Annotated in this window: 19 protein-coding genes; 9 read left to right on the top strand and 10 right to left on the bottom strand. The window is 33.1% G+C overall.

Annotated features, from left to right (window positions below; genetic code table 11):
* Positions 1–52: 52 nt before the first annotated feature.
* From KF896_16055 to KF896_16035, 5 genes are all read left to right on the top strand, one after another.
* Entirely contained in the window at positions 53–616 is a 564-nt protein-coding gene (locus tag KF896_16055) for a hypothetical protein (GenBank protein MBX3045227.1), read from the top strand.
* A 23-nt stretch (positions 617–639) separates the two neighbouring features.
* Positions 640–1,104 carry a hypothetical protein gene (locus KF896_16050; GenBank protein ID MBX3045226.1) on the top strand — a complete coding sequence of 155 codons (465 nt, stop codon included), beginning with the start codon at positions 640–642 and terminating at the stop codon, positions 1,102–1,104.
* Between the two features lie 304 nt (positions 1,105–1,408).
* Positions 1,409–1,813: a hypothetical protein gene (locus KF896_16045; GenBank protein ID MBX3045225.1), complete on the top strand. Its 405-nt coding sequence runs from the start codon at positions 1,409–1,411 to the stop codon at positions 1,811–1,813.
* Positions 1,814–1,931: 118 nt separating this feature from the next.
* Positions 1,932–2,948 carry a hypothetical protein gene (locus KF896_16040; protein MBX3045224.1) on the top strand — a complete coding sequence of 339 codons (1,017 nt, stop codon included), beginning with the start codon at positions 1,932–1,934 and terminating at the stop codon, positions 2,946–2,948.
* A 12-nt stretch (positions 2,949–2,960) separates the two neighbouring features.
* Positions 2,961–3,581: a hypothetical protein gene (locus KF896_16035; protein MBX3045223.1), complete on the top strand. Its 621-nt coding sequence runs from the start codon at positions 2,961–2,963 to the stop codon at positions 3,579–3,581.
* Between the two features lie 354 nt (positions 3,582–3,935).
* Here KF896_16035 and KF896_16030 read toward each other — a convergent pair whose 3' ends face one another.
* Positions 3,936–4,535, bottom strand: a complete 600-nt coding sequence (locus tag KF896_16030; GenBank protein ID MBX3045222.1) for a hypothetical protein — start codon at positions 4,533–4,535, stop codon at positions 3,936–3,938.
* A gap of 495 nt (positions 4,536–5,030) precedes the next feature.
* Here KF896_16030 and KF896_16025 point away from each other — a divergent pair, with 495 nt between their 5' ends.
* The 4 genes from KF896_16025 to KF896_16010 all read left to right on the top strand — a co-directional run bounded on the left by KF896_16025 (position 5,031) and on the right by KF896_16010 (position 13,636).
* On the top strand, positions 5,031–8,840 hold the full coding sequence (locus KF896_16025) for a class I SAM-dependent DNA methyltransferase (protein MBX3045221.1): 3,810 nt from the start codon (positions 5,031–5,033) through the stop codon (positions 8,838–8,840).
* 10 nt (positions 8,841–8,850) lie between these two features.
* Complete coding sequence (locus KF896_16020; GenBank protein ID MBX3045220.1) at positions 8,851–10,287, top strand: hypothetical protein; 1,437 nt, start codon at positions 8,851–8,853, stop codon at positions 10,285–10,287.
* Positions 10,288–10,945: 658 nt separating this feature from the next.
* Entirely contained in the window at positions 10,946–11,689 is a 744-nt protein-coding gene (locus KF896_16015; GenBank protein ID MBX3045219.1) for a hypothetical protein, read from the top strand.
* 231 nt (positions 11,690–11,920) lie between these two features.
* On the top strand, positions 11,921–13,636 hold the full coding sequence (locus tag KF896_16010) for a multicopper oxidase domain-containing protein (protein MBX3045218.1): 1,716 nt from the start codon (positions 11,921–11,923) through the stop codon (positions 13,634–13,636).
* Between the two features lie 59 nt (positions 13,637–13,695).
* Here the strand turns inward: KF896_16010 and KF896_16005 are convergent, their stop codons facing one another.
* The 9 genes from KF896_16005 to KF896_15965 form a co-directional block, all read right to left on the bottom strand.
* On the bottom strand, positions 13,696–14,247 hold the full coding sequence (locus KF896_16005) for a CueP family metal-binding protein (GenBank protein ID MBX3045217.1): 552 nt from the start codon (positions 14,245–14,247) through the stop codon (positions 13,696–13,698).
* A gap of 113 nt (positions 14,248–14,360) precedes the next feature.
* Complete coding sequence (locus KF896_16000; GenBank protein MBX3045216.1) at positions 14,361–15,935, bottom strand: efflux RND transporter periplasmic adaptor subunit; 1,575 nt, start codon at positions 15,933–15,935, stop codon at positions 14,361–14,363.
* A 1-nt stretch (position 15,936) separates the two neighbouring features.
* Positions 15,937–17,994: a cadmium-translocating P-type ATPase gene (gene cadA / locus KF896_15995; protein ID MBX3045215.1), complete on the bottom strand. Its 2,058-nt coding sequence runs from the start codon at positions 17,992–17,994 to the stop codon at positions 15,937–15,939.
* A 2-nt stretch (positions 17,995–17,996) separates the two neighbouring features.
* Positions 17,997–19,229, bottom strand: coding sequence for a TolC family protein (locus KF896_15990; protein MBX3045214.1), 1,233 nt, complete (start codon positions 19,227–19,229; stop codon positions 17,997–17,999).
* The gene (locus tag KF896_15985) at positions 19,226–23,050 is read right to left on the bottom strand and encodes an efflux RND transporter permease subunit (protein ID MBX3045213.1); all 3,825 of its coding nucleotides are present in this window, start codon (positions 23,048–23,050) and stop codon (positions 19,226–19,228) included. Before KF896_15985 ends, KF896_15990 begins: the two co-directional genes overlap by 4 nt.
* A gap of 58 nt (positions 23,051–23,108) precedes the next feature.
* The gene (locus KF896_15980; protein MBX3045212.1) at positions 23,109–23,459 is read right to left on the bottom strand and encodes a hypothetical protein; all 351 of its coding nucleotides are present in this window, start codon (positions 23,457–23,459) and stop codon (positions 23,109–23,111) included.
* A 30-nt stretch (positions 23,460–23,489) separates the two neighbouring features.
* Complete coding sequence (locus KF896_15975; protein MBX3045211.1) at positions 23,490–23,861, bottom strand: hypothetical protein; 372 nt, start codon at positions 23,859–23,861, stop codon at positions 23,490–23,492.
* Between the two features lie 12 nt (positions 23,862–23,873).
* Positions 23,874–24,533 carry a T9SS type A sorting domain-containing protein gene (locus KF896_15970; GenBank protein ID MBX3045210.1) on the bottom strand — a complete coding sequence of 220 codons (660 nt, stop codon included), beginning with the start codon at positions 24,531–24,533 and terminating at the stop codon, positions 23,874–23,876.
* A gap of 84 nt (positions 24,534–24,617) precedes the next feature.
* Positions 24,618–25,208: a hypothetical protein gene (locus tag KF896_15965; GenBank protein MBX3045209.1), complete on the bottom strand. Its 591-nt coding sequence runs from the start codon at positions 25,206–25,208 to the stop codon at positions 24,618–24,620.
* Between the last annotated feature and the right edge of the window lie 66 nt (positions 25,209–25,274).

The following is a 25,274-nucleotide window of genomic DNA, read 5'->3' as shown; positions in this document are numbered from 1 at the left end:
CCCGGCATATCATGTGCCGGGACATTTTAAAAAATATATTTTACGGAGAAATATGACAACAGAAGATAGAGCATATTACAACGACTTACTCAAAAGAATGAAAATTGCAGATGCAGATACTTTCGTGTTTTTAAGTAGTGATTATGTTGTATTGGTTATAAGAGATGCTTCAGAGGTGTTTTTTAACGAAAGTGAACCGAATTTAGCTAAAGTATGTGCCGACAAAGGAGAACTATTTGTTTTTTTATCGAATAACGATATATCAATTGAAGAGAACAGAATAAAATTTAGTGAGTTGTCAAACAAGGCACTGGAAACAAGATTGGAATTAGGTTGTTCCCCTAAAGTTTTTATTTTAGATTCAGAAAAACATTTAGCAGCTATGGAACGAATTGAATCGGATTGGGGATATATGTGGGAATTTCTACCTAAACTACTAAGAAGTGAAGCCGAGTATGAGCAGTTCATGGTGGAAGTTAAACAAACAATTGAAAAACAAGAAGAATGTGAAAAGAAACGAAACGAACAACGAATAATTACTTTACAGCAATTTTCTGACCAATGTCAGGAAGTTCTTGGAAAACCTATTGATATTGACAATTTTTTAATCAATTAATTTTAAAATTTAAAGAGGTAAATATGGCACAATCTGTTGTGTGTAAATGGGATGACATGGAAATTGATTCAATTCTATATTCGTTCCAAAACGAAATAATAAGAATAAGCTATCAACTGGAAATTTTAGATACCGAGAATGAATCTAATAAATACCAAGAGCTTATATCTTATAAGAAGATTATTGAAAGCTCAATGGAGAGAATTTTAAGTCAATTGCGACAGATGAAATTTAAAACATTTTGTGATTTACAAAGACATTACCGCTTCTTGAAGCTAACTCACTTTAAATACTCTAAAAAAGTGCAGGAATCAGTCAATGTACTACCGGTATTTGATAATGACGAGACAGAAACACCTTTCGGTGATATTGACTTCGAGAGCATCTTAACGCCGGATAATGAGGAAGATATTCAGATAATTAATAGTATTGGGCGCGAGAAATTGATGAAAATACTCAAAGAAAATCACATTGGAATAAGAGGTTAAGATGAGCACATCAAAAATAGAATGGACTGGCGCAACTTGGAATCCTAAGCACTTACATTTAACTAATATTTTATAAATAAAAGGAGTTTTTATGGAAGAGAGAATTTTTCATTACACAAAAGGAATTCACATGAAAAATATTCTTACTCAAAAAGTCATAAAGCTGAGCAAAGGTTTTACGGAATTTGGTGAGCGGTCATGTGTTAGCTTAACAACAAATCCAGTCTTCGCGAAAAGTATTTTACCAGCGAAACCTGTTGATCCCAATATGTCGTTGGATAAGATAGCAAAGAACGGAATTATCATGTCATATGATATACCTGAATATCAGCAGATTACAGACATGAAGGAGGCAACGAAAGTAAGCAAAGGATATTACAGATTTGAAGTAAGTTCAGATATAGATCTAATGAGTTGGTACGAATACAGGAGTTATTGCAAAAGTCATGGAAGAATTAATGAGAAGTATTTCAATGCTCTGGAGAATTTCCTTTATGATAACGAATCGTATTATGATGTCCTATTCTCATTAAAAACGATATACAAGGATAAATGGTTGAATATTGAGGTAAGAGATGTTGAAACATCGAATTGGAAACGATTAACAACGAATGATGTTCTCAATATCATGACAATGAAAGAAGTTAAGTTGACCGGTTTAAAAATAATCAACCCCAGCATGGAAATTCTCGATATATATAATAATTAGAATATATACTATGTACTAACAATAGGTGGCTTAATTAACCAGCTAGCCGGATGGGAGTTCTATAGCTCTTTCTCTCATCCGGCAAATTTTAAAAAGAGTAATAAAAATTAAGAGCTAAATGAATTCTAAACTTCAAAATAGTGCAAATCTTGAACTTGAATCTGGTCTTACTCCAGCTATCAAAAAAACTGGTTCATTTGCAATGATACCCGACCATTATTGGAATAAAAAGTGGTATCTTAAACCCAACTATCATATCATTTTCAACTACCTCATCTACCAAGCTAAGTGGGCGAAGGGTGGACTTTCAATAGGTAAAATCAGTATCGGAACGTATGAATTATCACAAAAATTAAATGTACCGCAGAAAACAGTTCACCGTATTTTGAAGTATTTAGAAACTCAAGGCGAAATATCTTTGACACCAACAAGCAAGTTTACTATTGTAACCGTCAACCATTTATTAAAAAATGACTTACAAAACGAAAAAAATGACTTACAAAACGAAAAAAATGACTTACAAAACGACGTTGTAAATAACGATATATCAATAGCTTACAACAATGATGAAAATGGAATGACTTACAAAACGGAAAAAATGACTTACAAAACGAAAAAAATGACTACACCTATAGATACTATAGATATAGATAATAATATTAACGAAAAAAATATTTTCGTTGAAGATAATAATGTTATAGAAAAAGGTAAGAGAATGAAGAAGAAAGAAGAAGCTAAAGCAGCTCCACAGATAATTGAACCTAATTCTGTTAAAGCTAAATCGTTAAACGCAATGGTACTTGATATCTGGATGGAAGAATATCAGTTAAATAAAAATTTTCTTTGGCCTGTAAAGTATGGTAGAGACAACAAAGCAGTTAAACACCTTTTGGACTATTTCAAGCAAAGTAAGCCTGAAATGAGTGAGGAAGAACTTACTGAGTATTTAAGGCAATTGTTCAAAGATGCTTTAAGTATTAAGGATAAGTACATTAGGCCTGATTCACTACTTACCATGTTTTCTAAACTTGGTAATATTCTTGAGAATTTAAATGCTAATAAAAAGAATACATCTTCATCTGTTGGTCAAGCTAATGGTAAAGGTAATTATAATTTAACTTTTGATAATGTATAATTGGAGTACCACATGAAAATACAAATTTTAGGACAAATACTAAAAAGGTTAGAAGTAAAAGACCTGAGCGACGATGAGTTATTAAATCTGATAGGCAAAACTTTAAACTCGAAGTTTGAAATTAATCATGATAATAAAGTAGTTTTTCAAGAGCTAAAATATTACTTTACTAATGACGATAAATTTAATCACGACTTAAAGAAAGGGTTGTTAATAAATGGAGGTTATGGTACGGGTAAAACAATGGCATTAGATATTTTTCAAATTTTTACAATTAAAAGGAATTTGAGAAACACTTTTGAAATGTTTGATTCAGATACAGTTATTGATGAATTTACAAAAACCGGACGTCCAAGTATTGAAAACTTCAATAAGGAAGCAAATATCGGGATTGATGACTTGGGTGAGGACAGCGGAAAACATTATCATTTTGGAACTGTCGAAGATCCTATTGATGTTCTTTTGAGCCGTAGATACAGAATGTTTACAAGTTACGGTTATAAAACTTTCGCAACATCAAATTTAGACCTAAAACAACTACAGCAACGTTTTTCAGGTAAAGTTTTTGATAGGATGAAAGAAATGTTTAATGTTATACCAATGAAGGGTGAATCTTGGCGTGGAAAAAGATAATTCAATTTCTGTTGTTATAAAAATTCTAAAATTATGTTACGAAATTCTTAGAGTAAATTACATTTAAAATATTCAAAAAACGGTTGCATTTTAGTTCAGTTAAACGTTTACATACTTTGACAAGTATAAGTTCAAAGACAATTCAAAGTTGTTTAGAAACGACTTGGTAGAGATTAAGTAAACATGGTATGTTGGGATGCCCCACTATTTTTAGCGATGGTGGTTTTTAGTAGGTATAGTGTTGCATCAGATAACATGGCTATGGCATTTATTGCCGGATCAAAATTTTGAGAATTTTTGAAAATCATCATTTTAAGCATAATTATCAGATGGTATGAATAACATTTTTCTATTTCAAATTGAATCTAATTCTATTGTTTCAAGGACAAAGCCGTCATAAGCATATCTGAATCCACACCCAATGTATTTAATCTCATTACCGTATTCATCAATCTTTGTATAATTTTGATTCACAATTTCAATACATTCCATACAATCAACAACCCTAACTATAAAACCTTCTTCTGTATTCTGCATGTCAACATTATACCTATCTAAAATAGGTGTTTCAAAGTCGTGAATCTTACAAAAGTTGGCTTTGTTTTCATTAACAGTTTCAGAAAGGAAATAAAATAGGATAGGTTTATAACTTTCTTGACGAATTAAAGTAGTGTCGCAATCATATACAATTCCGAAATATTTCAAATTTGATTCCGGCAAAATAGATAATAATTCAATTAAAATAAGGTTTAAACTTCCGAAAACTTCAATATAATCTTCTTCTAATCTATCATGCAAGCTGAGCACACCAACCTTAAAGTCAATTTTATTTTCAAATGTTACCGATAATTCGTTCTTAATCCGGTTAATAAATGATGTCTCAGAAAATAGTAATTCAGTGAAATTTTGTTCAATTATTTCTTTCAGGATCGAAAATATTTTATGGTAAAGCATTTTGTATCTCCATTTAATTATTGATATTTAAACTAATATATTGTCAAAGTTGACAAAAATTTTCTTATTAACGTCATATTAAAAATATATTTTATTTCTCAAATGGCGACTGTCCTTACATTCAAAAACATACTCTCAATACTAATTGTCGAGTTCAAAAAATAATGTCTTAGAACTCGTTAGGCTATAAATGACGAAGAATCAAAATATACCTGAAATGATTGTTTTCCTGCATTTTCAACCCCAAATCACTTTGCTTTAAAATTAATGAAAAATTTCTATATTATTTTACAGAAATTGCTTTGTTAATACTGATTTTTTAGTTATTTTAGAAAATTAGTAAAGATTTAAAATGATTTTATTTCGATAAAAAGGATTAATGAGCAATTTTATAACAAATCAAGAGCCAAAAGACTTAAAAAAACGTCTTATACAGTTGATTAATGAAAGTGAAAACTCTTTACTTTTAGTACTATGTTCATTTGGGAATCCGGCATGAAGTTTACAAGTATCAAACCTAAACAATCACTTAATAAAGCATTCTTAAAAAAAAGACCGTTACGTGATGAAATTGACAAGTTTAAGGCTAATTTCATCAGACTTTTAAGTAAAGTTAGTGAAATTGAAAGAGAGGAAAACCAAAAGAATCATATCCGGGATTTTCTCAGAGATACATATTATTTAGAATCTAACGAGATTAACACTAAAGATAGTAAAGACCTTGTAATTCATCTTGGTAAAACTAATAAAGAAAAAGTTGGGGTAATAATTGAAGCTAAAAGACCGGGGAACAAAAGTGAAATGTTTTCACCCGAACGACCTTTTACAAAAGCCTTATCTGAAATTATCCTGTATTACCTTGATGAACGCTCTAAACAAGACAATAATGAACTCAAAAACCTAATTATTACTAACGTTTACGAATGGTATATTTTTGATGCTAATGTTTTTGATAAGGTTATTTATCGAAATACTAAAATCAAAAATCTGTATCAAACCTACCTCAATGATAAAAAGGATACACCTTTTTTCTATGAAGAAGTTGTAAAAATTTTACCGACAATTGATTCTGAAATTATCTGCACTCAATTTGATATTCGTGATTACGATAATATCGTCAGAAATGATGATAAATCAGATGATAAAAATCTAATTGCACTCTACAAAATTCTTTCACCTAACCATCTTTTGAAAGTTCCGTTTGCAGACGATAGCAACTCACTTGATTCAGGATTTTATAAAGAGCTGTTACATATTATCGGGCTTGAGGAAATAAAAGATTCAGGCAAGTTTGTCATCCAGAGAAAAAAGACAAACCGAAATTCAGGTTCTTTAATTGAAAATACTATCAATCTACTTGAAACTGAGGGGTTTGGAAAAATTCATAACCTATCTACTTTTGGAGATACCAGAGATGAACAGCTATTCAATATTGCACTTGAACTTGTAATTACATGGATTAATAGAATTCTATTTTTGAAATTGCTTGAATCCCAGCTTGTAAGTTATCACAATGGAGATAAAAGTTACCGCTTTTTAAATAAAGGTGTTATATTTGATTTTGATGAACTTTACAAACTTTTTCATCAGGTTCTGGCGAGACTGCCAAAAGACCGGACAGAAAAAATCCAGTCAAAATATATCAGAATACCGTATCTTAATAGCTCCCTATTTGAAATCAGTGATATTGAGCAACAAGGAATCAAAATAAACTCTCTTGATGATTCGGAAAAACTTGAGTTTTTCGGTAGTACTATTCTAAAAGAAGATAGAAAAATTTCAAAATCATTACCTACTATCGAATACTTATTCAAATTTCTTGATGCTTATGATTTTGCAGGTGAAAGCTCAGAGGAAATTCAGGAAGAGAGTAAGTTACTGATAAATTCATCAGTATTAGGTAAGGTTTTTGAAAAAATAAACGGGTACAAAGACGGTTCATTCTTTACACCCGGATTCATTACTATGTATATGTGCCGTGAATCAATCAGATTGGCTGTGGTTCAGAAATTCAGAGTTCAGTATGGTTGGAATATTGAACACTTTAACGACATTAAAAACTACCTTGTTGACCGTAAAACATTAAAGGACATACTTGAATTTAATGAAGTCATTAACTCTCTCAGAATCTGTGACCCCGCAGTTGGTAGCGGACACTTTTTGGTTTCTGCACTTAATGAAATGATTGCTATTAAGAGTGAACTTGGCATTCTTGCAGATTCATCAGGTACAAGAATCCGGGATTATGAAATAGTTGTCGAAAATGATGAACTGATAATTACTAATTTTGAAGGTGATATTTTTGAATATAAAATCAGAAATAACAGACCACTCAATAGTGAAATACAACGTTTACAGAAAACTCTGTTTCAAGAGAAACAGACAATTATCGAAAACTGTTTGTTTGGAGTGGACATAAATCCAAAATCTGTAATAATTTGTAGATTACGTCTATGGATTGAGCTTCTCAAAAATGCTTATTATAAAGAAGAAACCGGATTTAAGGAACTTGAAACACTTCCGAATATTGATATTAATATTAAATGCGGTAACTCGCTTGTTAGCAGATTCCCACTGGATAGCGACCTCAAAAAGGCTCTTAAAAGTATAAAGTATGATATAAAAGCATATCAGGGATTTGTTCAGGATTACAAAAATGAGAAGAATCGTGAAGTAAAGCAGGAATTACAAAAGTTAATTAATGACATCAAGAATCATTTTTCAAAAGAAATCAACCAACTTGATAAAAGAATGATTGATTTTAATAATGCAAAAGGTGAACTCGAAAAATTACAGGGACAATTTTCAATACTTATGAGTGATGCCGATAAGCTTAAATACGAAAAAGAAGTTGAGATTGCTACTAAAAAGAAGTTGAAATACGAAGCTATATTTAATGATTTCACATATAACCCATTATATGACAATGCTTTTGAATGGCGTTTTGAATTTCCTGAAGTATTGAATGAAAATGGTGATTTTGTTGGTTTTGATGTTGTGATTGGGAATCCGCCGTATTTTTCGATTACAGTTTTGAACGAAAATATAAAGAAAGTTTTAGCAAGTTTGAATTATTCAACATTTACAAAATCAACTGATATCTATACAATTTTTATTGAACGTGGATTTCAAATGTTAAATAATTCTGGATTACTTGCTTATATTACATCAAATAAATGGATGCGTGCCGGATATGGAGAGCAAATCAGGGGTTACCTTTCAAACAGAACAAATCCTTTAAAGTTAATTGATTTTTGCGGTTTTAAAGTGTTCGAGTCTGCTACTGTTGATACAAATATAATCATTAGTGCAAAGTTCAATGAAAACAATTTTCCATTTTATGCTTGTAACGTAAATAAAGATTTTACTATTGATACTTCAATTGAAAATTATTTTGGAATTAATAAACAATTGATGCCAAAAATTAGCAAAGACGCATGGGTGATTTCATCAAACATTGAATTGCAAATCAAAGAGAAAATTGAACGAATTGGTACTCCCCTTAAAGATTGGGATTTAATTATTAATCGAGGTATTACTTCTGGTTTAAATGATGCATTTATAATAAATAATAAAAAGAAAGATGAATTAATTGCCAAAAACCCAAAATCTGCTGAGATTATTAAGCCAATACTTCGTGGACGTGATATTAAAAGATTTAAAGTTGAATTTGCTGATTTATGGATTATTAATTCACATAATGGCATAAAAGAAAAAAATATACCACGTATAGATATTCCTAAAGATTTTCCAGAATTATTTGAACATTTAAAAAAATATGAAAACGAATTATTGAAAAGACTTGACCAAGGTGACCATTGGACAAATCTTCGAAATTGTGCTTATATTGAAGAATTTGATAAGGAAAAAATTTGCTTTTCAAAGGCTTCTAAAGAACAAGCATTTTATAACAATAACTCAGCTGTTAAATATTATTTGTTAAATACTTGTTATTTCATTATTCATAAAAACTCAAATATATTTTTAACTTCAATACTTAATTCTAAATTAGCAAGATTTGCATTTTTAAATTATTATCAAAGTGGTGGTATTAATGGCGAAATCACAATTCAAGGAATTTTAGAGTTACCAATTCCCAAAATTACACCCGAAGAGCAAAAACCCTTCATAGATTTAGTAGATATTATCCTTGCCAAGAAAGAAAAGAATGAAGACACGAGTAAAGAAGAAAAACAGATAGACTTGATGGTGTATAAGCTGTATGAATTGACTTACGACGAAGTAAAAATAATTGAGCCGGAGTTTGATATGAGTAGTGAAGAGTATGAGAGATTTGAGGTGTAAGGGATAAAAGATGGACTTTAATAAAGAAATAAATATGATTACAGATTTGGAGAAAGAAGGTATATTCGAAGGCTATTGGTGGATTCCGGAAAATCCTGATGAAAAAATTGCAGGTGTAGCAAAATATGATGGTAAACATCATATAGTTCTAAAGCTTTATGGTCATTTTTCATGTATGGAATTATTTAAAAAAAATCAACCATTTCAGGTGATTCTTGGTCAATACGGTTTTAACAATAGAATATCATTGTTGGACTGCTATGGTTCATTTCCTTCGATGTCTAAAACACTTGATGGAGTTTTTGATTATTCGTTTTTTACTTGCGATGAATTTATTGAAGGTTATCATGTTCAAAAAATCTCAGAACTGCTCATAACAAGGGTTGATATATCTTTTACTAATCTTTCTCATTGGTTTGATTCAAGGTTTAATTTGGATGAATCAGCTATAGAAAGTGATAATTTAGTTAAGAAAAGTGATTATCTTTTAAATGATGTTGTAGTTTTATCAGACGGTTTGAAAATTGAATTTATAAGTCATTTAACTTCAACAACACCTAATAATATTAGAAAACAATCTGAAGTAAAATCATACATTAGTCTGTATCATTCAGAAGGGAAAAGTTTATCATACTTTAAGAAGATTATTTCAAAACTCCAAGCGCTTTTATCATTTGCTATGAGGGGGCAGGCATACCCTAAGGAAATAAAAATTTTCCCAACTGAATGTGGTTTACAAATAGATAATTTCATTCTAAATAATGATTTAAAGATAAAATATGTTTTCCCTCAGCGCGGTGATTTTAATGAATGTAAGGAAAAATTAGCTCAAAATATGTTATTCAATTATTCTCATGTTAAAGAGAACATTTCTGAAATTTTAAGTAAGTGGATAATTGAATCTGAAGAATTTGGTTTAGCTTTTGAATTGTATTTTTCAATTTTATTTAACCAAAATATGTATATGGAACATAAGTTTTTGTCTTATGTCCAAGCAATTGAAGGTTTATTAAGAATATTTCAAGATGGAAAAACTATTATTGACCCTGAGAAATTTGTTGATGATATATACAATCCTATAAAAAATATTTTACCAAAGTATATTGATAATTCATTTAAAAGTAAAATTTGCACTGAAGTAAAAAGACTAAACGATTTAAGTTTAAAAAATAGGATTGATTTAATTGTTCAAGATTTTTCGATTGATTTTAAAACTAATTTGTTTTTTAAGGGTATCAATGAATCTTGCTTTACAAGAGATATCGCCGATATTAGAAATTATTTATCTCATTTGTTTGTATCTGCTCCTAACTCATATAATAATCATGAGTTATTTAATAAATATATTCATAGATTGAAGGTGTTGCTGGAAATACTACTTTTTAGAGTTATTGGTTTGGAACAAAAAGAAATTGAGGAAATTATCCCAAGAAGTTTTTTTAAATAATAGATTTAATATGTATATTGAGAATATCTTAACCAAAATAGTGAATTGATTCCATTAATTGCTACTAAAGTTTGTGTAACAATTATTGGGTAGTATGAATTATTTGCAAAATAGGAAGTAAAATTTATCTGACATGAATATTCCTGATTTCCGTTGAAACAATATTTAATTAACTTATGAAAATCACCATCAACTTCGACCCTATAATATTTGAGGACTTGCCCCTGAGGAGAAGTCCTCAGATGAATTGATTTATCAAGACTTAAAGACTTATTCCAATAGTTCTGCCAGTGAAATACATAATAGAATTGGAATTGAAATTCCTATTAGGAAAATTAAAGATTTTCTTTATAAAATGGTTAAATCCAATGAGATTAATGTTATCGGCAAACTAAGATGGGCTAAATACTCTATAAACAAAAACTATGTAAAATAAATTTGATTTTGTTTATAGAATGTTTATAGAATGTTTATAGTAAATGTTTATATTTTATTTATTTGATTTGTAAATAATGTGATTAGCGATATAAATTGTACAAATAAGTAAATAGACCTAATGGTATATAAATCTACTTATGATGAAGTAAACTGAGAAATTTGCATTTTATTAGATTATGTAAAATACATAATCAATTTATAAATAATAAAAGGTTAAGAAATGATTATCTGTAAAAATCTGAATCAATCTGAACCTATCATTACTATTGATGATTGGAAAAGACTTTGTCCTCCACAAAAGAAAGATGAGCACTGGAAAGATGGCAGAAGTGCAAAAGAAACTGCTAAACTCTGGATAAATGGTGCACCTGTTGAATATCTTGATACCATCAAGCCTTTAAAAGTCTGCTCCGAAATAGTATCACCGGAATATGTATCATATTTTGATAAAAATGGTGGAAATGGTAGAAACCATGATTTATTAATTTTGGATACAGCAAATAAAATTGTTGTTGGAATCGAATCTAAAGTTGATGAAGCTTTTGATAAGACAGTCGAAAAGAGATATTATGATGCAATTATTGACAAAGATAAAAATAAGGACTCTTTGGCAAAAGAGAGAGTTGAAGAATTAATCCCAGCCTTATTCAATCAAAAACTTGAGACTATTTCTCAATTAAAGTATCAATTACTAACATCAGTAGCCGGTACTATAGCTGAAGCTAAAAAGAAGGAATGCAAAAAGGCAGTATTTTTAGTTCAAACGTTCATATCACAACAAATGAACTCAAAAAGACACAGACAAAACCAATTAGATTTGGATTACTTTGTTGAAATAATTAGTAATGGTATGTATAAAATCATTCACGATGGAGATTTACTTCATATTGGTACACTTCCGGGAAATGAATTTATTCCTAAAGATGTTGATTTGTATATCGGTAAATATTCAATCAGATTATAACAGAATTTAATTCAACCGTCAATGAACGTTAGTTTGTTGTAAGTGTACCACTTTTTTGGGGTGGTACACTTTCACCGAAACAGGTGGTAACTTTTAGCGAAAATATACATAACAAAAGACGTTTATGTATGTTTCGGAATTGATATAATACAAAAACTTACAATAATTTTACATAATGTCCTTCATTAGTGTTTTAGTTGTGTATAATTTTATAAATAGGACATACTAATTATGAATACCAGAAGAAAATTTATTAAAAATACAAGTGCCCTTACGGTAGGTTTAATCGCAAATAATTTCCTTTTCAATAGCAAGGCATATTCTAAAGATAATATTGATAACAAAATACTCGGAACAGAAAATTTATTTCAAAATCCACCTTTGTTTGATACTACAAATGTGATGATGATAATGAATTCAACACATGAATTTGTTTCCGGTGTTAATAGCAATATTATAAGTCTTGGAGGGGGTTTTCCCGCACCCACAATAAAAGTAAAAAAAGGAGATACTTTAAATGTGTCTTTCCATAATATGCTTGGAGAAAATACAAATATTCATTGGCATGGGATATATGCACCTGAGAATATGGACGGGCATCCCTCAAATTTTCTTAAACCGAATCAGGCTTTTACGTATGAATATCAAATAATACAAAGAGCCGGAACTTATTATTATCATTCGCATAACCACATGACTACAGCTAAACAAGTTTATAATGGAATGTACGGATTCCTGATTATTGTAGATGATGAAGAAAAATCCCTAAATTTACCGTCGGCAGAATTTGAGATGTTAATGGCAATACAAGATATAAGATTAGGAACAAATGATAAACTCTTATATGCTCCAAATGCTCTTGATAAGATGGAAGGCTGGTTAGGCAATATTACTCTCCTCAATGGAATCATGAATACAGTAAAAAAAGTCAGCAAAGATTCTTATCGTTTAAGGTTAGTCAATGCATCAAATGCAAGGATTTACAAATTAGCTTTTGATGATTTAAGAACATTTAATATAATCGGTACAGACGGAGGACTTCTCGAAAAGCCATTTGAAGTGACATCTGTTTTTTTGGGACCTGCTGAAAGATTGGATATAATTGTTGATTTCAAGGGTGACTCCGTTGGAAATTCAGTGAAATTTATATCCGAATCATACGATCCACCTGTGGGACATATGGGAAAACCTACTTATCCGCAAGGAATAAAACTTGATATAATAAGATTTGATATTCTGGATGAATCCAAATCTTCATTTACTTTACCTTTAAAATTATCTGTAATTGAAAAAATTCCTGAATTAAATTCAGTAAAAACAAGAAATTTTGAACTTCAGATGCAAATGATGAGTATGAAGCATACTATCAATAATAAATTTTACGATATGGATAGGATTGATGAAACAATCAATTTCGGTGATATTGAAATCTGGAATTTTGTAAACAAAGATATTGATATGATGCATCCGATTCATATACACGGCTTACAATTTCAAATTCTCAGCCGATCATCATCTCCTGAAATACCCGAATATGAGCAGGGATGGAAAGATACTTTTTTGATAAATGGCGGTGAAACAGTTAGAGTTATTGCCAAATTTAACGGTTATGAAGGCAAATATTTGCTTCACTGCCACAATCTTGAACACGAAGATGACGGTATGATGCATAATTATAATGTTATCAATTCTACATCCGTTGAAAATGAATCAAAAAGTGCAATTGAAATATATCCAAATCCCGCTAAAGATTTTGTAACAATTACAAATATTGACCAATCGAATATTAATGATTTGAAGATATTTGATTTTAATGGAAATATTATAACCAAATACAAATCAAGTTTAAATAATGGAATTCTGACTATAAACTTATCGGACATAAGCAGTGGAAATTATTTTATTACGTTGAAAAATCAACTTTTAAAGTTTAGCATTGTAAAATAAAATATTTTTAAAAAAGCAACAGACATATTTTAAACAGACTGTTGCTTCAATTTTACAGTTTAAAATACTTCTTTGAGCTGGATTGTGGTTATGCAAGTTCTACTGTCACTCATCGATTGTACAATTTCTTCACCAACCAAATTATTATATTTAATAGTAAATGTGATGTTTCGGTTTCTTGGTAGCCATATTTCGAAAAAGCCGTGTTTTAAAGTAGCAATATTTCCATCAAAATAAATCGATCCATTCTCATCTTCAGCCTTAACTTTTACATTCTTTTCAAACAATTCTCCGGTACAACTCGAAGGGTAATGTAGAGTGCATTCATGTGTAGTATTGATATAAGGTGCAACTGCAATATAAAATAAACTATCGGGCAGAGCTTTTTTAACTACACTACCATCAGGAAAGTCAAAAATTACTTCTGTTTGTGTAATATGTGAAGTAATTTTAGGTGCTGAATCTCTCCACTCATTTGCCTTAGCTATTGACTGCTTTGCATCAAGGTTTACCAAATCGCTACTTAAATTATTATAGTCAGGTTCAGTAGTGTTTGAACAACCTGCTGTAAATAAACTCAGAACAAACATTATTATAATTAATGTTTTCATCAGTACTCCAAAAAGGATTTATTTAAAATTAAATTTCACGATAATTATATATGCAAAAATAAACATATTTAATTATGATACAACAAAAAAAAAATAACTGTAACTTTCTATAACTATTTCACTTTAAATCCATTCTTCATTAGATTGGATTTAGCTGATTCAAGTGTAACTTCCTCTAAAGTCATTTTACATAAAGGGCATTTACCTGCTTCATCAGATATAACATTCCAATGCATTGGGTCCTGAAATACTTTACCATCTTTGTTTATATCAATTTCATAGACATCAATTTTGCCTTTTCTGATTATTTTGGAATTATCTTCATTTGAACTCTGCTTAATTTTGTTATTATGGTCTTGTGCATTTTGAGTTTTCTGTTCGTCCTTAATTGTTGATTTATTTGTCTCGCCATGATTATGTCCAGTCATCGCAGGTCCGCCATCAGGACTCATCATACTTGGTTTACCTGCTAACTGTGCGGCAGCATCAATACTAAATGTACCATTGATTGCAATTTCTTCACCTTCCATTAAACCACTTTCAACCAAATAGCTCTCTCCCAAAGCAGGTCCCAAAGTTACTTCACGCATGATAAAATTGACTCCCTTATCTGAATTTGATTTAATGTAAACAACAGAACGTTTGCCTGTCCACATAACGGCTGTTTTGGGCACAACAATTGAATTTGATTTGTTGGTCAATTTAGCTTCAACAAAACCGGAGACAAACATTTCAGGTTTTAGTTTTCCGTTTGCATTATTATACTCTACTCTTGCTTTTACCACCCTTGTTTTAGGGTCAATTATAGGGTCGAGCCAGGTTATGTTTCCCTTAAAAGAATTGCCGGGCATAGAGGCTACAGTAAAGTCAACTTTATTACCTTTTTTTATACAGTTCATATCTGATTCATACACATCAAATAATACCCAAAGTTTAGAAAGGTCTGAAATTTCGTAGATAGTTTCTCCTCTGCGTACATAGTCACCCAAATTGATCATTTTAGATGTTACAAACCCTGCAACATCTGCTTTTATCGGAAATTCATCCTGTGTCTTTCCTGTAGTCAGAATTTCTTCAATTTGTTTATCAGATAGTTTCCAGTTTTTTAACTTTTCTTTGGCTGATGTAAATAATTGAGGTTGCGATTCAGCTATTTTTTGTGCTTCTAATAATTCTTCCTGAGTTGTAACCAATTCAGGTGAATAAATATATGCAATAATTTGTCCTTTTTTCACAAATTCACCTGTAAAATTCACCAACAATTTTTCAATTCTACCAGGTATATGCGAAGATTGAGAATAAACTAAACGTTCATCCGCCTGCACTTTACCACTCAAACGAACTTGCTTAATGGGATTCATTTTTCCCACTATTGCTGTACTCACATCAGCTAACTGCATGGCTATAGAAGACATGCTTACAGCATTAGGGTCAATATCTGAGTTTTGGTCATCATCCAAGGGGATTAAATCCATACCACAAATCGGACAGTCGCCAGGCTCATTTTGACGTATTTGCGGGTGCATGGAGCAAGTCCAGACCGTCTCGTCGGCTATTTCAGTTTTCTCGTGTTCAAGGTCATCGTGAGAAGTACCCTTATTACCGCCAAAAATCAACCAACCTGCCAGCAAACCAATAATTAGAGTGATTGATGCTATTATTAATGTTTTTTTATCTATTGCTTTCATGTTATTTCTTAATTTGATTTTTTAATAATTGTGCATTTAGTGCAACTATTACCGTACTAAGACTCATTAAAACAGCACCGACTGCAGGACTTAGAATGATGCCAACGCCTGCCAGAACTCCGGCAGCCAACGGCACCGCCACAATGTTGTAACCTGTTGCCCACCAAAGGTTTTGCATCATTTTTTTATATGTAGCAGTACCGAAAAGAATCAGGTTGGCAATGTCATTGGGATTGCTGTTTACCAATATTATATCTGCGGTTTCTGCGGCTACATCCGTTCCCGACCCGACTGCAATACCAACATTAGCCTGAGCTAAAGCTGGTGCATCATTCACGCCATCACCAGTCATAGCTACAAACTCTCCCTTTTCCTGAAGTTTTTTAATGATACGTTGCTTGTCTTCCGGTAGCACTTCTGCGTAAAAATCGTCCAGTGATAGTTGTTCGCTAACCGCTTTTGCTACTTGATGGTTGTCACCTGTGACCATCAAAACCTTTATCCCTCTGTCTTTCAGTGTTTGAATAGCTGATATGGATTCAGGTCTGATTTCATCTGCAAGAGCGATGAAGCCTGCCAACATATTGTCAATCAGAATAAAAACCACAGTTTCGTCTTCTGTCTTGAATGCGTCAGAAGGCGTTTCTATTCCATGTTCTTTCAACATTCCCGGACTTACTATTTTGATTTCCTGCCCTTTTAAAGTTGCCTTTATTCCTTTCCCTGTGATGTTTTGGAAATTTTCTGGTTCGTCAAACTTTAAGTTTTCTTTTTTAGCTTTTCTAACGATTCCTCCTGCAATTGGGTGTTCCGAACTGTTTTCAACCGAAGCTGCAATTTGAAGTAACTCATGGTCTGTCTGTTTTTCTGTGGTACTCTTGAAACGGGTTACCCCAAACTCTCCTTTGGTCAGAGTTCCTGTTTTATCAAAAATGATAGTGGTTAATTTTCGTGCATTTTCAAAAGCGGTTCTGTTTCGAATGAGCAATCCATTTTTTGCTGAAACCGCTGTAGAAATTGCTACAACCAAAGGTACAGCCAATCCTAATGCATGAGGACATGAAATTATCATCACAGTAACCATTCGTTCCAGTGCATACTCAAATTCTTTTCCCAGACTTAACCAAACAATCAAGGTTGTAATCCCTGCACCCAAGGCAATGTAGAACAACCATGCGGCTGCTTTATCAGCCAAATTTTGGGTTTTAGATTTAGTTTTCTGTGCTTCTTTGACCATTCCAATCACTTTATTCAGATAGGAGTCTTCTCCTGTATGTTTGACTTTGATTTTTAAGGTACCATTGTCATTTACTGAACCACCAATCACCTTATCGTCCTTTTTCTTAGAAGCAGGTTTCGATTCTCCGGTAAGCATTGATTCGTTCACATGGCTTTCTCCTTCAATTACCGTTCCATCAGCCGGAATCTTTTCCCCTGGTCTTACCAGAATAATATCATTGCTTTGCAAATCTTCAATTGGTACATCTTCATGTTCCCCGTCCTTATTGATTCTTCGGGCAGTGGAAGGCATCATTTTGGCGAGTTCTTGAAGTGCGTTTGATGCACCCATCACAGATTTCATTTCTATCCAATGGCCTAAAAGCATAATGACTATCAGGCTTGCCAATTCCCAAAAAAAGATATTACCACCAAGCCCGAAGACAACTGCCGAGCTGTAGAAGTATGCAACGGATATTGCCAGAGCAATCAAGGTCATCATTCCGGGGGCTTTCTTTTTAACTTCATCAACCAATCCTTTCAAAAAAGGCCATCCGCCATAAAAGAAGATGATAGAGGAAAGCACGAACTGCACATAGCGATCACCATTGAAGCGAAGCTCATAACCAACCAGTTCTTGAATCATTGGTGCAAGCACTACGATAGGGAGTGTTATGAACAATGAAATCCAAAATCGCTTTTTGAAATCTTCTATCATCATGACATGATGGTCGTGATGGTCATTATGAGAGTCGGGTTGGTTTTTATGACCACTCTTGTCATGATGCTCATGAGTTTGATGGTGGTTTTGATGCGAATGATTATGATGTTTATTTTCCATGATTATTTCGATTTTGCAGTGATATAATCCAACTCTGCTAATGCTGTGTAGTATTCAGTCAGAGCAGTTGCTTTCATTTTTTGGTATTTCAACAATTGTTGCTGCATTCTCAGTACTTCTTCGAATTCCTTCCCGGAATTACCATACGAAGTAAAAAGTAAGTTTAACGATTGTTGCGAGGTTTGTATTTGTTGTTCGTAAAGTGATAATAGTTGCAACTGTTGTTTTACCTGAAACCAGAGCATTTCATATTCGGAAATAAGATTATTTGCGACTTCTTGTTTTTGGTGATTATAGCTTTCCTGCATCAGTTGGGCTTCTTTTACAGAAGCGTTGTACTTATCCCTGAATATAGGAATACTTACACTTACCATGGGCATAAGAATATCTTTACCATTATCGGGCAATGACATATCAGTGCGGTTGCCTACCATTACATAATCTATACCTACACCCAATTTTGGCATTCCTTGCTTTTGTGCTGTAAATTCTGAGGCTTTACTTGCCTGAATTTGTAAATCCAGTGCTTTTAATGTTGGATTTGTAGAAATTAATGAATCTTTTCTGAAATTATCTGAAATGATTTCGGCTTTCAATGATTCGCTGATTTGTACTATTTCATTTTCAGGTCTGTTCAATAGTTTGTTGAAAGTAGTAAGTAACGGTTTTTCTTTATCACTTAGTATAATAAGATTGGTTTGTGCATCTTTCAGCATAATATCTACTCGTAAAACATCGACCATTGTTCCTTTTCCGTTTTCGAACTTATGAGTCGCAATGTTTTTGTAAGATTCAAGTATTCTGATATTTTCCTGTTCGATACGAATCCAATCTTTTAACTCATATAGAGGATAATAAGCGGATGCCAACCAGTAATAAAGTTTGTTCCGGGCTTCAATAAAATTTTGAAATTTTACTTCTGCCATTAAAGACGCAGCATCGCCCTGTGCTTTTAATGTGCCAAACCAAGGGAACATTTGCGTAAGCGAGAACCTCGCCTGTTGAGGTCCTACCCTTGTTTCAACCGGGGAAATAAAATACCCGAAAGAAAAGGTTGGGTCAGGTAAAGTACTCACCTGAGGCTCTTTCTGTAATGCAGCCTCGTATTCTTTATAGACAGCCTGTAAACCGGGATTGTTTTCAGCGGCTACTTTAAAATAATCGTCCAATGTTTGAGCAAAGCTTATCGAACCGTACAATAGCATTGCTATTAGTATTGCTATATTATTTTTCATGATTTTTGATTTTTTAGTTTATACTCTTCACGCATACAATAAAGCGTAGGAACAATGTAATATGTAATAGCCGCAACAATCATTCCGCCAAAGGCTGGAATAGCCATTGGAACCATAATATCAGCTCCCCGCCCTGTTGATGTAAGAACCGGCAACAATGCAATAATAGTAGTTGTGGTTGTCATTACGGCAGGTCTTATTCTTCGCTCTCCGGCTTCCACAACAGAAGTCCTGATTTCTTTAATTGTTTTTGTACGATTACGTTCAAAACTTTGGTCAAGATAGGTTCCCATCAAAACCCCATCATCTGTTGCAAGTCCAAACAAGGCAATAAAACCCACCCAAACGGCAACACTCAAGTTGACGGTATTCATCTGAAAAAGTTCACGGATATTTGTTCCAAAAATATTGAAATCGGCAAACCACCCCTGTCCGTATAGCCAGAGCATTATAAAACCTCCGCTAAATGCCATAGCCACTCCGGTAAAAATCATTAGCGATGTAGTAACCGATTTGAATTGGAAGTAGAGTATCAGAAAGATGATTAATAATACAATCGGCACGATTATAATGAGCCGTTTTTCGGCACGTACCTGGTTTTCATAACTTCCAGAAAATTTAAAATTCAACCCTGCCGGAACAATTAACTCGCCTGCATCAATTTTTTGTTGAATCATTTCCTGCGCATCGTTCACAACATCTACTTCGGCATAGCCGTCCCTTTTATCAAACAGCACATAACCGACAAGAAAAGTGTTCTCACTTTTTATGGCTTGCGGACCACGTACATACTCCATATCAACTAACTGACTAAGCGGTATTTGTGCTCCGGTGGGTGTTGGAATAAGAATTTTTCCAAGCGATTCAGGGTCATCTCTTAACTCTCTTGGGTAACGAACCCGTATAGGAAATCGCTCACGTCCTTCAACCGTTGATGAGATTTTCATGCCCCCAATTGCTGTTTCAATGCTTTGTTGCACATCTTCGACACTTAAACCATAGCGTGATATTTCATCTCTGTTGATATTCAGGTGAATGTAAGGTTTTCCTACAATACGGTCGGCAAAGGCTGCTTCAGCTTTTACAGATGGTACTTCTTTTAATATACTTTCGAGCCTCAATCCAAATTCCTCGATTGTTTTGAGGTCGGGACCGAAAATCTTTATGCCCATAGGAGCCCTCATTCCGGTTTGTAACATGACCAAACGAGTTTCTATAGGTTGCAATTTCGGTGCTGAAGTAACTCCGGGTATTTTTGTTACAGCAACGATTTCTTTCCAAATATCATCGGATGATTTTATATGTTCACGCCAATTTCTGAAATAGTTCCCATCTTCATCCGGCAACAACTCATCTGATGAGATACCATTTGCCAGCATTTCCTTATTAGATAGTGTATCTCCATTTTTTAATACAAAGCGGTCATCCCTGTCTGTTTTAAAACGCCTGCGATGCCCTTTGTCATTGAGTTCATATTCAGATTTATAGTTGATAATATTTTCATACATGGAAACCGGTGCAGGGTCAAGCGCAGATTCTACTCGTCCTAACTTACCGACAACCAGTTTCACTTCGGGAATGTTAGTAAGCAACATATCTAATTGCCCTACTACTTTTCTGTTGTAGGCAACCCCTGAATGCGGCATAGAGGTTGGCATGAGTAAAAAGCTGCCTTCATCCAACGAAGGCATAAATTCTTTTCCTATTCCGGGGAATGTATGAGTCATTCCCGACCAAACAGAAGTTGTCCGTATGTTCCATCCAATTTTGTCCGTTCCATTTGCCAGGAACCCAAAAATATTTGAGAATCCCATCCAGATGTTCACGGCTAAGAGTATCAAAAGGGTCGGAATCAATAAAAACTTGACTTTGTTATTCAAACACCAGTTTAATATTCCTTTGTAAGAAATTAGGAGTAAACTAAATGCCCCTAAAATAAAGCCGACCAATAACGCAACAAAAATAAAGTTGATTAGCACACTTTTACCGGCACCGAGCGGTAACCAGTACTTTGCCAAAAGCCAAATAACTCCCACTACCACTAAAACCAATTCAATATTTTCCAAAGCTGTGTGGAAAAAAGGTTTCTTAAATAATTTTTTATCAGAGATTAGTGGTTTAATGAAAGGGATAATGCCAAATAAAATCAATAATACACCCGCCCATACAATATTACTGAATAATCCAATAACACCGGCTAAAATAAGTATAATATTAACCCATCTGTTATGACGTGGATTCTTTATTTTAAAACCAAAAAACCAATGTGCCAATGTGGGCAATATAAACAACGAAACAATTAAAGCAGCCACCAAAGCAAATGATTTTGTAAATGCAAGAGGTCCAAATAATTTACCCTCGGCTGCCTGCATAGTAAAAACAGGAATAAAACTTACGATAGTTGTGGAAACTGCTGTAAGAATTGCCGAGCTTACTTCTGCCGAGCCATTGTAAATTGTTGTTATCAATCTTTGTTCGGGTGGAGCTTCGTCAATATGTTTAACTATGTTCTCCGAGAGAATTATTCCCAAATCAACCATAGTGCCAATGGCAATAGCAATACCGGAAAGAGCCACTATATTTGCATCTACACCAAAATTCCGCATTGCAATAAAAACCATAAGCACAGCAATAGGCAATAAACTTGATATGAGTATTGATGCTCTAAGGTTATAAATCATAACAATTATAACCAGAATAGTTATGAGAATCTGAAGCGACAAAGCTTCTTCCAAAGTGCCAAGTGTCTCATAAATCAATTCAGAACGGTCGTAAAACGGAACAATGGTGAGCTGACTTTCTACACCATTTGCTAATGTTTTTTTCGGTAAGCCGGGTGAAATTTCTGCAATCTTCTCTTTCACATTGTTGATAACCTGCAATGGATTAGCACCATACCTTGCAACTACTACCCCGCCAACCACTTCGGCTCCGTCTTTATCAAGAACACCCCGGCGTGAAGCTGGTCCAAGTGCAACATTAGCTATATCCTTAATACGAACAGGCACATTATCCTGAACTGCAACCACGGCTTTCTCAATATCTTCTACATTTTTTACATAACCTAATCCACGTACAAGGTATTCTGCCTGATTTATCTCTATTGTTTTAGCCCCCACATCACGGTTCGATTTCTGAACTGCCTGCATAACCTTATTCAATGGAATATTGTAGGCATTTAATGCGTCAGGGTTTACGTCTATCTGGTATTCCTGTACAAATCCCCCAATTGAAGCTACTTCTGAAACACCTTCTGTTGCATTTAATCCGTATTTTACATAAAAATCCTGAACAGTGCGTATCTCATGTAAATCCCATCCCCCGGTTGGATTTCCTTCTTTATCACGACCTTCAAGCGTGTACCAGTAAACTTGTCCCAAGGCTGTAGCATCGGGTCCTAATGTGGGTTGAACATCATCGGGTAATAGACCGGAGGGAAGAGAACTTAACTTTTCCAATATCCGTGAGCGTGACCAGTAAAATTCTATATCTTCTGAGAATATAATATAAATGCTTGAAAAACCAAAAATTGAAGAACTCCGTATTGTTTTCACTCCCGGAATACCAAGAAGATAGGTGGTTAACGGATATGAAATCTGGTCTTCAATATCTTGTGGTGACCTACCATTCCAAGGCGTAAAAACAATCTGCTGATTTTCGCCAATGTCCGGAATGGCATCAACAGGAACAGGGTCTTTCGGTAAAAATCCCGTGTTCCAATCGAATGGAGATGTTATAATTCCCCAAAAAACTAAGATAATTAGTAAGAGAACTGTTACTAACTTGTTTTCGAGGAAATATTTTATGAATTTATTAAGCATAATATTTGGTAGTTTAAACTTGCAGGCAGTTATTACCACTGCCTGCATTAATAGTTACTTATTTCACTTTAAATCCATTTTCAGTTAGATTCATTTTTGCTTCATTAAGTGAAACTTCTTCTAATTTCATATTGCACAGAGGGCAATCGCCTGCTTTGTCTGAAATTACATTCCAGTGCATCGGATCCTGGAATACTTTACCGTCTTTGTTAATATCAATTGTATTCAGGTCAATTTCACCTTCCCGAATAATTGATTCCGCCTCTTGTTGTATTTTCATATCTTTGGGATGTTCTGAATTGTCTTGTTCATTACAACCGACAAATAATGAAATTGCTATGGCAAAAATAATTGCCGATAATAATAAGCTTCCTTTTATTTTCGAGAAGCCCTGATATTGATTCATCATCTTCAACCTCACTTAATTGATATTACAAAATTATTCTTTAACTTCGAAATCATTCTGCTTTAAATTCCTGATAGCATCTTTGATTTTTACTTTTTCTAATTTCATGCCACAAATCGGGCAATCAGCCGCTTTGTCTGAAATAACATTCCAATGCATTTGGTCTTGATAAACATAACCATCCTTATCGGAATCCAATTCATAAACATCAATTATACCTTTTCTTATTATTGTAGTATCACTGTCGTTTGAGTTGTGTTTTTTATTGTCGGAATGACCGGAGTGGTTCTCATGCCCCTTCATCATACTACATTGTGCACTAAGATTAGATGACGAAAATGTCATGACTAAACCTATTCCGAAAATAATCGGAATAATCCTTTTTTTTAGACTGAATCTATTCATTTTGATACCCTTTTATTTATTTATGATAAGTTTTCTTACAATAGAATAAGATTGTGTATTCAATGTAATAAAATAAATACCTGACGGTAATTCAGAGCCATCAAAATTTATCCTGTGAATACCCTCTGTCTGAAATTCATTCGCTAATACTTTGATTTGACTACCTCTTATATCAAGCAGATTGATAATTACATATTGACTCTCTGGCAAAGTATAATTTATTACTGTTGTAGAATTGAAGGGATTAGGGTATGCTTGTAACATTAAGCTGTTGTTGTCGGAAGATTCGTAAACATCTGCAACCATACTGACAAGTATTTCAATTGGTACAGTAATAGGTCCGTGATGTGGGTCACCAATCAGTATGTCTGCTTTATATAGTCCTGAATTAAGACTTGTAGCATCAACTATAAGTTTAATTTCAATACTATCCGAAATTGGAATTTCACCTGATGTTGAACTAAAACTAATCCAAGGTTCAGTAGCACTTATCTGATAGCCAAGACTGCCAGAAGGTCCGGCATTTGCAATATGAAGCGTAAGGTAATTCTTTTGACCTTTAATTACTGTTTCATAAATCTGTACGGGATGTGCAGATAGACTGGCATAAGCCCTCGACATAGAGAAAGTAATAAAAATTACTATTATCATCAGAATTTTTGTTTTAGACATATAATATCTCCAATATTTTTGTAAAATGAAACCGTTAGCAACAAGTATCAGACAGGGCAAAGATTGCCCTGTCTGAAAATGATTTTAATTGTTTCTTGTTCTGAAATGAGTTATTATATTAGTATTATCTAAACCTTTATTATGACAATCACAGTCCGACATCATACCCATACCACGCAACATCATTCCATTATTCATCATAACGGATTTCATGTGATTCATCATATCGCTGTCCACAAACATCATATAGTCAGTGTTAGCTTCTAAATCCGAATCCGGTTTGAATTCACATCTTGTCTTATCGGAATTCCATTTGAAATCGCCTTTCGTATGGTGGTTTTCTTTAAGATGTTTCATCATTGTACCGTTCGACATCATTGAATTCATATTCGAATGGTCATAATTGAAACAATCCTCGCCTGAAGCTTCTGAAGCAAAATATCGTCCTATAAGGACAAAATTATCTTCGATAATTTTAGTATCCACAGGTGCGGCAAATTCGATAACAATTGGTTCATTGATTCCAATATTTTCTGAATTATCGCTTGGAGAAATCATTAAAAAATTTCCCACATTCTGACCTACAGGACTATTGTCCATCATATTAGAACAGCCTGCAAAGAATACAGATGATACCAGCAATAAAGCTGTAGTAATTTTAAGTGTTGTTTTCACTATTTCACCTTTTTTTTAGTAAGTAAAAAAAATTATTTTATTAAGAAAAACATTACAATCTTTCTC

It is taken from the genome of Ignavibacteriota bacterium (assembly GCA_019637995.1).
In the GTDB taxonomy this organism is placed as follows: domain Bacteria; phylum Bacteroidota; class Ignavibacteria; order Kapaibacteriales; family UBA2268; genus JANJTB01.
This window is presented reverse-complemented; position numbering and strand designations above follow the sequence as displayed.